The sequence below is a fragment of the Paenibacillus baekrokdamisoli genome (assembly GCF_003945345.1).
In the GTDB taxonomy this organism is placed as follows: Bacteria; Bacillota; Bacilli; order Paenibacillales; family Paenibacillaceae; genus Paenibacillus_Z; species Paenibacillus_Z baekrokdamisoli.
In genome coordinates, this window is sequence record NZ_AP019308.1 from 4,228,030 (window position 1) to 4,241,049 (window position 13,020).

At 46.9% G+C, this 13,020-nt stretch carries 7 protein-coding genes; 3 read left to right on the forward strand and 4 right to left on the reverse strand.

Going from position 1 to position 13,020, the window contains the following annotated elements; translation table 11 throughout:
• Positions 1–116: 116 nt before the first annotated feature.
• From EKN16_RS18710 to EKN16_RS18725, 4 genes are all read right to left on the reverse strand, one after another.
• The gene (locus EKN16_RS18710) at positions 117–7,079 is read right to left on the reverse strand and encodes an S-layer homology domain-containing protein (protein WP_125660539.1); all 6,963 of its coding nucleotides are present in this window, start codon (positions 7,077–7,079) and stop codon (positions 117–119) included.
• A 362-nt stretch (positions 7,080–7,441) separates the two neighbouring features.
• Positions 7,442–8,731, reverse strand: a complete 1,290-nt coding sequence (locus EKN16_RS18715; RefSeq protein ID WP_125660542.1) for a DEAD/DEAH box helicase — start codon at positions 8,729–8,731, stop codon at positions 7,442–7,444.
• Positions 8,732–8,942: 211 nt separating this feature from the next.
• Positions 8,943–9,593 (reverse strand): Vat family streptogramin A O-acetyltransferase, encoded by a 651-nt coding sequence (locus tag EKN16_RS18720; protein ID WP_125660545.1) that lies wholly within the window; start codon positions 9,591–9,593, stop codon positions 8,943–8,945.
• A 15-nt stretch (positions 9,594–9,608) separates the two neighbouring features.
• Positions 9,609–10,484, reverse strand: a complete 876-nt coding sequence (locus tag EKN16_RS18725) for a LysR family transcriptional regulator (protein ID WP_125660548.1) — start codon at positions 10,482–10,484, stop codon at positions 9,609–9,611.
• 186 nt (positions 10,485–10,670) lie between these two features.
• Here EKN16_RS18725 and EKN16_RS18730 point away from each other — a divergent pair, with 186 nt between their 5' ends.
• The 3 genes from EKN16_RS18730 to EKN16_RS18740 all read left to right on the forward strand — a co-directional run bounded on the left by EKN16_RS18730 (position 10,671) and on the right by EKN16_RS18740 (position 12,902).
• On the forward strand, positions 10,671–11,306 hold the full coding sequence (locus tag EKN16_RS18730; RefSeq protein ID WP_125660551.1) for an NADPH-dependent F420 reductase: 636 nt from the start codon (positions 10,671–10,673) through the stop codon (positions 11,304–11,306).
• 100 nt (positions 11,307–11,406) lie between these two features.
• Complete coding sequence (locus EKN16_RS18735; RefSeq protein ID WP_125660554.1) at positions 11,407–11,727, forward strand: ArsR/SmtB family transcription factor; 321 nt, start codon at positions 11,407–11,409, stop codon at positions 11,725–11,727.
• 95 nt (positions 11,728–11,822) lie between these two features.
• Positions 11,823–12,902: a saccharopine dehydrogenase family protein gene (locus EKN16_RS18740; protein WP_125660557.1), complete on the forward strand. Its 1,080-nt coding sequence runs from the start codon at positions 11,823–11,825 to the stop codon at positions 12,900–12,902.
• The last annotated feature ends 118 nt before the right edge of the window (positions 12,903–13,020 follow it).

Genomic DNA, 13,020 nt, shown 5'->3' on the forward strand with positions numbered 1-13,020 from the left:
GCTACTAGCCTATATTTTATGACAAGTAAACAAAGAAAAAGAGTAGAAAAAGAGCTACCCCTCAAGCCACTTGTTCAGCTGCTTGAAGGATAGCTCTTGATGTAAGACCTGTTGATTTAAATCAGTTCAGACTTTTTCAGAAGTCTCTGAATAATTGTTGCCACCTCTGCTCTAGAGATGTAGGCTTGTGGAGCAAGTTCAGTGCTGTTTCTTCCAGTAACGACTCCCGCTTGCAGACAGTCTGCGATGCTGATCTTCGCCCATTCCGAAACGTTCTTTGCATCTGTAAATGCACCCAGCAGTTCGTCTAGCGGTTTGGACTGGAGTTTAGCTTTAAGACCCGTAATCTTCATCGCTTTGGCAATAATCGTCATCGCCTGTTCTCTCGTAATTTTGTCCATCGGACGGAAAGTACCGTCTTCGAATCCACTGATCAAGTTATACGAGTAAGCCGTTTGAATAGCACTGCTGTACCACTCCGAAGACTTCACGTCAGAGAATGGAGCAGCTCCATCTTCAAGCTTCAGTCCCAATCCCCGAACCATAATCGCGGCAAACTCCGCGCGTGTAATGTCTTGATCCGGATTAAAGTTATCACTGCCAATACCGCTAATGATCATTCTCGATCCCATGTCATTCACGGCATCTTTTGACCAATGCTGAGCAACATCCTTGAATGCAATCGGATGCCAAACGATGGCGTACGTACTGTTCGTTAAGCTTTTCACTTTGGCGTAGTACTTACCGTCATTAGTGATGATCCTTGTCGGTACATGACGCACGGTTCCATCCGGTTCTACCACGATTCCTGTGGTGATTTTATTAGGATCCACACCTTCAGGAATGGCAATTGTTCTTTCCATATAAGCTTTGAATTTCGACAACTCAATCGTGATATCCCCATAGGATACTTTCACCGTAAAGTTGATCGGCGGAGCTACGATAGTGAAATGACCCTTAACCGCTGAGTTCTCAACAATCTTCATGCTCTCCGCTGTTGGTGCAGCAATTTCAAATTGCACTTTAATATCTTGAAGCGCTACGCTCTTCCCAAGCTGTTTCAATATAGCGTTCATATCAATTTGCTGTGCGGGTATTGTGTAACTAGCGTTCTCGGTTTTGATTTCCAAAATCGACTGCTTTTGATCCATGTTATTGACCATCCGACCGTTCAAGTCCCAGACAACAACATCAGACTTTATAAGGACTGGAATCGTAATCACAGCATGCTGACCAGCTGTCGCTAGCCTATCTTCCAGTTTGTTCTCGTCAATGGTTACGGTTGTGACTGTTTGATCATGTACTTTGGTTGTTGTCGCTGTGCCTGCACTCTCCACTTTGCCATTGACCAGAACATCAACATTAGTAGTCACTGATGTGGTCGGCTGTCCAGTGTAAACAGGAGCAGGAGCAGGAAGGGTCACAGTCGAACTCGTCAATGGAGTCAAGCCTGTTGCATCAAAGGCAAGTTGGGCTCCGTTTACATTCGCTGCGTTCGCTGCTTTCAGACCCGTAAAGGTCGCTACGCCGGAGCTTGCCGTTACGCTCGTAGTTCCTGTAAGCGTCCATGAGCCTGCATCCTTTTTCGATACAGTGATCACGGTCGAACTATCACCTACGCTCGTGTTTCCATAGGCATCAAGAAGCGTAATCACTGGCTGCTGCGCAAACACGCCTCCATTACTTGCAGGTGCTGTAAGGTCAGTTGTCAGTTTCATCGATGACGCAATTCCTGCCGCCGGCGTGATACTAAGTGTATTCGCAGCCGGAGTCGCTACTCCGGCTATGCTGATTCCAATCGTCTGTGCCGAAGCTTTGTTCAGTTTGAGGTTCGCGGTCGCTGCACCGTTTGTGAAAGTCACGCTAATCGTATTCGGCGATGCAGTTAGAGCTGTTCCATTAAAGCTGCCATAGGAGCCATCCGGTGCTACTGTATATCCTGAGATCGTCACGTCAGTAGCTCCGTTAAAAGTCGTATCCGTGTTCCCCAGAGCATCCTTCACCGTTAAGGTGATCGCATTATCCTCACCCGTAATCGGTGTCAATGCAGCTGCTGCTGCCGCTGCTGTCTGCGCAGGTGCAGGTGCCGGTAGGGTCACGGTCGAGCTCGTCAATGGAGTCAAACCTGTTGCATCAAAGGCAAGCTGGGCTCCGCTTACACTCGCTGCGTTGGCTGCTTTTAGGTCAGTAAAGGTTACTACGCCAGAGCTTGCCGTTGCGGTCATAGTTCCTGTAAGTGTCCATGAGCCTGCATCCTCCTTCGATACGGTGATCACGGTCGAACTATCGCCTACGCTCGTGTTTCCATAGGCATCAAGAAGCGTAATCACTGGCTGCTGCGCAAACGCGCCTCCATTACTTGCAGGTTCTATAAGGTCAGTTGTCAGTTTCATCGATGACGCAATGCCTGCCACCGGCGTGATACTAATTGTATTCGTAGCTGGAGTCGCTACTCCGTCTATGCTGATTCCAATCGTCTGTGCCGAAGCTTTGTTCAGTTTGAGGTTCGCTGTCGCTACACCGTTTGTGAAGCTAACACTAATCGTGTTCGGCAACGCACTTAGAGCTGTCCCATTAAAGCTGCCATAGGAGCCGTCCGGTGCCTCTGTATATCCTGAGACCGTCACGTCTTTAGCTCCGCTAAAAGTCGTATCCGTGTTCCCAAGAGCGTTCTTCACCGTTAAGGTGATCGCATTATCCTCACCCGTAATCGGTGTCAATGCAGCTGCTGCTGCCGCTGCTGTCTGCGCAGGTGCAGGTGCCGGAAGGGTCACGGTCGAGCTCGTCAATGGAGTCAAACCGGCAGTATCAAAGGCAAGCTGCGCCCCACTTACACTCGCTGTATTGGCTGTTCCAAGATCAGTAAAGGTCGCTATGCCGGAGCTTGCCGTTGCGGTCATAGTTCCTGTAAGTGTCCAGGAGCCTGCATCCTTCTTCGATACGGTGATCACGGTCGTAATATCGCCTACACTCGTGTTTCCATAGGTATCACGAAGCGTAATCACTGGCTGCTGCGCAAACACGCCTCCATTACTTGCAGGTGCTGTAAGGTCAGTTGTCAGTTTCATCGATGACGCAATGCCTGCCACCGGCGTGATACTAATTGTATTCGTAGCTGGAGTCGCTACTCCGTCTATGCTGATTCCAATCGTCTGTGCCGAAGCTTTGTTCAGTTTGAGGTTCGCTGTCGCTACACCGTTTGTGAAGCTAACACTAATCGTGTTCGGCAACGCACTTAGAGCTGTCCCATTAAAGCTGCCATAGGAGCCGTCCGGTGCCTCTGTATATCCTGAGACCGTCACGTCTTTAGCTCCGCTAAAAGTCGTATCCGTGTTCCCAAGAGCGTTCTTCACCGTTAAGGTGATCGCATTATCCTCACCCGTAATCGGCGTCAATGCAGCTGCTGCTGCCGCTGCTGTCTGCGCAGGTGCAGGTGCCGGAAGGGTCACGGTCGAGCTCGTCAATGGAGTCAAACCGGCAGTATCAAAGGCAAGCTGCGCTCCGCTGACGCTCGCTGTATTAGCTGTTTCAAGATTAGTAAAGGTTGCTACGCCCGAGATTGCCTTAACGGTCGTAGTTCCTGCAAGTGTCCACGAGCCTGCATCCTTCTTCGATACAGTAATCTCAGTCGTACTATCGCCTACGCTCGTGTTTTCATAGGCATCAAGAAGCGTAATCACTGGCTGCTGCGCAAACATGCCTCCATTACTTGCAGGTGCTGTAAGGTCAGTTGTCAGTTTCATCGATGACGCAATGCCTGCCACCGGCGTGATACTAATTGTATTCGTAGCTGGAGTCGCTACTCCGTCTATGCTGATTCCAATCGTCTGCAGCGAAGCTTTGTTCAGTTTGAGGTTCGCTGTCGCTACACCGTTCGTGAAAGTCACGCTAATTGTGTTCGGTGATACGGTGAATGTCGTTCCATTAAAGCTGCCATAAGAGCCATCGGGCGCCTGTGTATATCCCGAGATCGTCACATCATAGACTCCGCTAAAAGTCGTATCCGTGTTCCCCAGAGAGTTCTTCACCGTTAAGGTGATCGCGTCGTTCACACCCGTAATCGGCGTCAATGCAGCTGCCGATGCACCTGCAGTCTGCGCAGGTGCAGGTGCCGGAAGGGTCACGGTCGAGCTCGTCAATGGAGTCAAACCGGCAGTATCAAAGGCAAGCTGCGCTCCGCTTACACTCGCTGTATTGGCTGTTCCAAGATCAGTAAAGGTCGCTATGCCGGAGCTTGCCGTTGCGGTCATAGTTCCTGTAAGTGTCCAGGAGCCTGCATCCTTCTTCGATACGGTGATCACGGTCGTAATATCGCCTACACTCGTGTTTCCATAGGTATCACGAAGCGTAATCACTGGCTGCTGCGCAAACACGCCTCCATTACTTGCAGGTGCTGTAAGGTCAGTTGTCAGTTTCATCGATGACGCAATGCCTGCCACCGGCGTGATACTAATTGTATTCGTAGCTGGAGTCGCTACTCCGTCTATGCTGATTCCAATCGTCTGCAGCGAAGCTTTGTTCAGTTTGAGGTTCGCTGTCGCTACACCGTTCGTGAAAGTCACGCTAATTGTGTTCGGTGATACGGTGAGAGTCGTTCCATTAAAGCTGCCATAAGAGCCATCGGGCGCCTGTGTATATCCCGAGATCGTCACATCATAGATTCCGCTAAAAGTCGTATCCGTGTTCCCCAGAGAGTTCTTCACCGTTAAGGTGATCGCGTCGTTCACACCCGTAATTGGTGTCAATGCAGCTGCCGATGCACCTGCAGTCTGCGCAGGTGCAGGTGCCGGAAGGGTCACGGTCGAGCTCGTCACTTGAGCCAAACCCGCTGCATCAAAGGCAAGCTGCGCTCCGCTGACGCTCGCTGTATTGGCTGCTTTCAGGCTAGTAAAGGTCACTACCCCTGAGCTTGCCGTCGCGGTCATAGTTCCTGCAAGTGTCCACGAGCCTGCATCCTTCTTCGATACAGTAATCTCAGTCGTACTATCGCCTACGCTCGTGTTTTCATAGGCATCAAGAAGCGTAATCACTGGCTGCTGCGCAAACATGCCTCCATTACTTGTAGGTGCTGTAAGGTCAGTTGTCAGCTCCATCGATGACGCGCTGCCTGCCACCGGCGTGATGCTGAGTGTATTCGCAGCAGAAGTCGCTACTCCAGCTATGCTGAACCCAATCGTCTGCAACGAAGCTTTGTTCAGTTTGAGGTTCGCTGTCGCTACACCGTTCGTGAAAGTCACGCTAATTGTGTTCGGTGATACGGTGAGAGTCGTTCCATTAAAGCTGCCATAAGAGCCATCGGGCGCCTGTGTATATCCCGAGATCGTCACATCATAGACTCCGCTAAAAGTCGTATCCGTGTTCCCAAGAGAGTTCTTCACCGTTAAGGTGATCGCATCGTTCACACCCGTTATTGGTGTCAATGCAGCTGCCGATGCACCTGCAGTCTGTGCAGGTGCAGGTGCCGGAAGGGTCACGGTCGAGCTCGTCACTTGAGCCAAACCCGCTGCATCAAAGGCTAGCTGCGCTCCGCTTACACTCGCTGTATTGGCTGCTTTCAGGCTAGTAAAGGTCACTACCCCTGAGCTTGCCGTCGCGGTCATAGTTCCTGCAAGTGTCCACGAGCCTGCATCCTTCTTCGATGCAGTAATCACCGTGCTATTATCGCCTGAGCTCGTGTTTCCATAGGTATCGCGAAGCGTGATCACTGGCTGCTGCGCAAACACGCTTCCATTACTTGCAGGTGCAGTAAGGGCAGTTGTTAACGCCATCGATGACGCACTACCTGCTGCCGGCGTAATGCTGAGTGTATTTGTAGCCGGAGTCGTTACTCCTGTTATGTTAAATCCAATCATCTGTATCGAAGCTTTGTTCAGTTTGAGGTTCGCTGTCGCTACACCGTTTGTGAAAGTAACACTAATCGTGTTCGGTGATGCGGTGAGAGCTGCCCCATTAAAACTGCCATAGGAGCCATCTGGTGCCACTGTATATCCTGAGATCGCCACGTTTTTAGGTCCATTAAAAGTTGTATCCGTGTTCCCCAGAGAGTTCTTCACCGTTAAGGTGATCGCATCGTTCACACCTACTACCGGTGTCGATGTAGCTGCCGATGCGGCTGCTGTATGTGCAGGTGCAGGTAAGGTCGTAAAGGTCTGATCGCTACCAGTAGTGGTTCCCACGTTGTTCACGGCCTTAACTCGGTAATGATAAGTTGTATTTGATAACAAGCTTGAGAGGGACAAGGATGCCGGTGTACTGCCTGAACCTGCAGCAATCGTACCCCCAGTAGTCGCTGCTGTAGTAGTACCGTAGCTAGCGGTTGTACCGTACTCAAAGCTAACGGTAGTGTCAGTTCCGTTGTCATCAACCGTACCGTTCAGTGTCGCTCCCGTGGGAGAAATACCACTCGCGGCACTTGTTGCAGCAGTGGGAGCAACTACAATCGCAATATTATTGATACCAATCCAACTAAAAGTGGATACTGGAATTGGCCTATAAATTCGAGCTTCATCAATGTTCTTAAAGTTGGCATTCGAACTAAGATCTGCATGCACATAATCTTCATTTGTATTCCCAATGAAACTGACTGGAGCGCCTACTGGACTACCATTACTGTAAGCCTGAATATTAAAGGTACCCCCATCCCAATCCCCCCAATCGTTAAAATCCAAAGAAGACATCGAAAAATTAATAGATGACGACGAACTTTTAATGGATATTCCATAACTACCGTTAGGTGGTGCAACCATAGGGGGAACACCCCAAGCATCTGTCATATCGTGATACTCCATACTAGATCCACTTGGAATATGACCACTTACATCAACGGGAGAAATCTGAATTACTATATTTGCAATATCTGCTGATCCACCCTGTCCATCTGTAACTGTCGAACCACTGATACCTGTACTATTTTTAAATGTTATCGTACGGGATCCCACTGCAGCATCCACAGGGAGATTAAGAAAACAAAACACTGCAAGGAAGCAGATTAGAGTCACACCAAGAGTTATCTTCACGGATTTAATTGAAAGGACCCTTTCGTTCCTTCTCTTTTTTTCATTTAATCTAACTAGTTTCATAAAAACCTCCTAGAATATGTAACTGTTTAAACGCAGGGAGACCTGATGCTCTGTGGTTAAGCGCGCGCACACACCGATAACTCTATCCTTGCTAAAACGATCATCCCCCTTTAATTGATATTCGTTCGCAATCCCCATAATAACGTTAGATCATACAACACTTCACTTTTTTTATCCAAAAAAAGTCATTTATATTAGTTCGACATGCCTATAAAAACCCCTTCTTTTTCGCCAAATTTTGCAAGTTTCTTCAACAAAAATAACTCAAGCATGTTGCCGCTTGAGCTACTAATAATGTTTCTTTATTTATCAGTTCCGCTTGTCTATCAGATTGATAATGATCTTAAAATCTGAATCTAATGTTATCTGCTTGTTTTACTTCCTGCTTTACTTCCTTTTTTAAACCACTCGGACTTGGGCTTGCGCACCGGGTTTGCTTTGGATTTAGCAGGCTTTTGGGGTTTTTGGACTGCTGATATCGATGGTCTATCCGCCTTTACAGGCTGCGTTCTACTCATCATTGGATAGGGATGGTCTTTCACTTCAGGAATGGTCTTCCCAATCAATTTCTCAATATCCCTGCGATACGGAATTTCGTCAACTTCGCAAAAGGAGATCGCGATCCCGCTCATTCCTGCTCTACCGGTACGGCCAATTCGATGAACGTAGGTCTCTGGAATATTAGGGAGATTCATGTTGATTACATGCGAAAGCTCCTCAATATCAATTCCTCTTGCCGCGATATCCGTCGCTACCAATACTCGCGTTACGCCACTCCGGAAATTGCTCAATGCACTCTGGCGGGCATTCTGAGATTTGTTTCCATGAATGGCCTGAGCGGCAATATTCACTGCAGTCAACTCGCGCACAACACGGTCAGCACCATGCTTGGTACGAGTGAATACCAGTGCCGAAACAATGGATTTATCTTGTAAAAGGTGATTCAATTGTTTTTGCTTGTTTTCCTTATCTACTAAATAAATAGATTGCTTTATTCGATCCACAGTAGAAGACACCGGAGTAATCTCTACTTTCACTGGATTAACGAGCAGCGCTTTGACCATCTTGGATATTTCTGGGGGCATCGTTGCCGAGAAGAAAAGCGTTTGTCTTTTGCTTGGCAATTTGGTGATGATCTTCTTCACATCATGAATAAAGCCCATATCGAGCATTCTGTCAGCTTCATCCAGTACTAATATTTTGACATGTTTCAAATCAATATGCTTTTGATTGATTAAATCGATGAGTCTGCCCGGAGTTGCAATAATAATATCTGCACCTTGCTTTAGCGCCCGCTCCTGTACTCTTTGCGAAACGCCGCCAACGATAGCAGAACAACGCAATTGGGTGTATTGACTATATGCCTGAATGTTATCAGCAATCTGAAGAGCAAGCTCTCTTGTCGGTGTTAAAATCAATGAGCGAATATGGCGCCCCGTATTCGGTCTCATTTGCTGCTCACTTAATAGCTGGACAATCGGCACAGCAAATGCAGCCGTCTTCCCTGTTCCAGTTTGAGCACAGCCAAGTAAATCTTTACCGGCTAACACAGCTGGAATCGCCTGTTCCTGTATGGGGGTCGGCGTAGTATAGTTCTCTTTGCTTAAAGCTTTTAAGATAGCGGGTATAAGATTCAAATCATTAAATGTCATTTTGTCTCCTTCATATATATGCGTAACTTTTAATACTCTTGAAAACGACTCCACAAACCGTTCCATTACGTCATAACACATAAGGATAACACATATGAGTGTATAAAAAGAAGCGTAAGAAGGAACAACAGAGAGAATTCCTTCTCCCTGTCATTCGATACTAATCCCAGCGGGCTTTCACCCCACTTTTTATCTCTGTATATCCATTATATTACGCCTCATTCAATAGCTTCTTTAGTGTGGCAATATCGTTAACCGACACTAACTGCTCAAGATGATCAAATATCCTTTTCTCATCCCAGTTCCACCATTGAAGCTCCAACAATAATGGAATCATCTCATCACTGAATCGCTTCTTAATAACGTTGGCTGGATTGCCGCCAACAATGGTATACGGTTCAACGTTCTTTACAACCGTTGAATTCGCTGCAACAATTGCACCGTCGCCAATTTTTACCCCCGGCATAATCGTGACATGTTGTCCCAGCCATACATCATTACCAATTAAAGTATCGCCTTTGAAAGGCAACTGCTCTATCGTTGGAGTGACCTTTTCCCAACCGCCGGCAAAAATATTGAAAGGATATGTTGTCAAACCATCCATCCGATGATTAGCACCATTCATAATAAAAGTAACCCCTTCAGCCAGGGCGCAGAACTTACCGATGATCAACTTATCACCTAAGAAGTCATAATGATGCAGAATATTGTCATAGAAATTCTCTGGTGAGTTTGTATTATCGCTGTAGTATGTATAATCACCAATCTCAACGTTTGACCTGCTTGGTAGATTCTTAATGTAACAAACGGTTTTAATATTTTCATTTGGATAAAGCTTATTTCGATCCGGAGCTATTGTCATACTTACACTTCCTCTCTATACGTTGTTGCCTGACTGTCTGTTACGTTTCATATCACGAAGCAATAATTTACCCGTTGCTTCGCTGACTGCAAGGAGTGTGATGGTGCGGAACGCTTGCGGATTGACGATAGGAATTGCTTTTAAAAGAGGGTTGCTAATGTGCGCTGCAATCATTTCGGGAACAATACTAATCCCTGCACCGGCAGCTACATAGCCAAGGATAAAATCACCAAATGGAATCTCACTCTTAATAAAAGGACTCGTACCCTGCTCGGCATAAAGTGAGGACACGCATTTGCGAATGCTGCAAGCAGGCGGGTACATAATCTGGGGTTCGTTTTTGATTTGTTCTAGGGTTAGGGAGTTTAAGGCGGATAGGGGATGGCTGATGGGCAGCACCACATAAAATGACTCGGAAAACAGCTCCCTGCTCCAGAAAAAGCTTGATTCGTATAAAGTATCAATGATGGCTGCATCGATGGTATGATCACGGAGCATGTCCACTAATTGTTCGGAAGTGTTCTGAACGGTGAGATCAACATGAATGCCTTTGGATTCCAAGTCAAAAATAGCCTTCGGAACATAGTAAGCAGACAAGCTGGGAAGTGTTCCTAGTTTTATTTTTTTGCTGCCTGTTAAGGAGTGAATTTCGTTCTGAATCGCTTCAAGCTCGGACAGAACATGAGGAATACGCTGATAAAGCAGCTTGCCAGCCTCCGTCAGCTCAACTCCAGCAGCAGATCGAATGAATAAGGATGTGCCATAAAAAGCTTCCATTTTGCGTATCTGCTTGCTTATTGCAGGATGAGATAGGTTAAGCTTTTCGCTGGCTTTGGCCATACTTTTAAGCTGTGCTGTTACTAAGAAACTTTTAAACACATCCAGATTCATGAAATGTACCTCGCTGTCATTAACATCCTAATACAAGAATATCACACTCCAGTAATTAGGGGTGAAACCATTGGTTGCATCTCTGCAATTATTCTGAAATTCCCGCACTCCTCTTCGGCTGATATGATGTCCTCAGCAGCAGATAAGCAAACACCTACGCTGTAAGTTTCTAGGGAGGAATCAAACATGAAGATCAGTGTAATCGGAACAGGACGTATGGGAAAAGGGTTAGTACAAGTGCTGAGCCCCTTTGTTGAGAAAATAATGTGGGGATCGCGTTCCAGCGAAAAGGTGCTGGGCCTAGTGGAAGCAGGCAAGTATGAACACGTAAAGCCGGTTGAGACTACAGAGGCTCTTCAAGCAGATATTATTATTCATTCTTTATGGTTTCGGGATCTGCAGCCTTGGGCCATAGCGAATGAAAAGACGCTCGCCGGCAAAATCCTCGTTGATATCTCGAATCCTTTCACGGAGGATTTCAAAGATTTTACATTGGATTGGGGAACCTCAGCCGCAGAAGAACTGCAGCGCCTGTTACCTAATACAACTGTTGTCGGTGCGTTCAAGAATACGTTTTTTAAAGTGCTGGAGCAACCGATTTATCAAGGCCAGCAGAGTGATATCTATGTAACTGGAGATGATGAATCTGCCAAGAGGATCGTTATGGACTTGCTTGATCCTATTCCATTTCGTGTTCTTGACGGTGGACGACTTATGAATAATCGGACGATTGAACGAATGACGCTTTTTGAGCGGGAAGTGGCTATTCGATATGGGAATTATCCTTACATTTCCTATCGCATGTTTGGTATTGGCAACTAAATGGCCGCAGACAACGCATGGCCACAGACGACGCATTGTATTATTTTGCAAAATGCATTATAATACGTTTAAACAATTAAGCATTAGAACGGAGTGAGCCATGAACGAATTTACCGGCAATCAGAAGGCCATTCATATTTTCGAGAATCTAAGCCCCTATTTTCAAGGCTTGGGAGACCCCATTCGTCAGCAGATCATAGCGCTGCTGATCGACAAAGAGAGTATGAATGTGACGCAAATCGCTGAGCATATTCCGATGTCGCGGCCTACCGTCTCTCATCACCTGAAAATATTACGGCAAGCAGGGCTGCTTACGGTTCAGAAAAAGGGAACAGAAATGTACTACAGGCTTGAGTTTAACGATGCGATATCGCTTATGAAACAGCTTGTCCAATTCGTGGAAGAGGAATGCCAGTACTAGTGCCATCAACTTGGCTAGTACAATGACATTCCTATTTTTAAAAGCATTACGTTCAATAAATTAAACATATAAACATTTAAACGGAGGTTGGTTTTATGAATAGAAAGAAGGTTCTTATTGTGGGGGGATACGGTGCCGTGGGCGTACAGATCGCCCAAATATTACATGATCGGCACCCCGATCTGGATATTGCACTGGGAGGAAGATCACTGGGAAAAGCAGCACCTTTCGAGTCAGAACGAGTCCAAACAGTCGTTGTTGATACTAATGCGGAAGATCCGCTGCTTCATGCAGGTGACAATGTGTCGCTGATCATTAACTCCGTCAACGATCTGCAGGATCGGCTGCTTCTGTCTGCAGTTAGAAGAAAGATTCCACTCATCGACGTTACGCGGTGGACGGAGATATTCGAACAATCGATCGCCAAATTGAAGAACACAGAGCTTCATGCTCCTGTCGTGCTGTCTTCCGGATGGATGGCGGGAACTGCTTCACTGTTCGCCATGCTGCAGTCGGCCTCACTTCAGAACGTCGCCATCAATATTCATGCGCTTTACTCGCTGCGGGACAAAGCAGGACCTGATTCCGCGGCGTATATGGATCGTATGACCATTCCATTCCATATTAAGGAATCACAGGGAAGTCGTCTTGTATTTCCAATGACCGATCCGGTCAAAGTGCAATTTCCAAACGGATACGCAACAAAATGCTATCGACTCGACACCCCGGATCATGTGACCCTGCCCAAGGCAGGCCATGTCGACACAGCCAGCTTCCGCATCTCCTTCGACAGCAAAGCATCCACCTACACGCTTGTCGGACTGGTCAAGAGCGGAATATTGAAGATGATCAGCGGTGATCGATTCCGTTCGTTTAGACGAAGTCTGCTCTACAATCCGGGTACTGGCAGTGCACATCACGTCCTCATTCACCTTAAGGGCCGTGATCATAATGGGCGCTGGGTTGAACGGAGGATCGCGATTACTGATCCGCTTGGTCAGACTCATCTCACCGCCTTAGGAGCTGCCGTCCAAGCAGAAAAGCTATTGCGATTACCAGAGGACGAACCGCTGGCTCCAGGCATTTATTATCCAGAAGACCTTCCTGATGCGCGGATGGACACCACTGCAATTATCAACTTTTTCAAACAATATGGGGTCCTTATCTCTCACTAATGATCTATAGTTAATCTGCGTTGCAATTATGTATCGTTATAGAAAGCAAATAAGAGCGAGACGATAAGCATTAGCTTATTATCTCGCTCTTCTTGTTAATGCTCAAAGTCAGGAATCC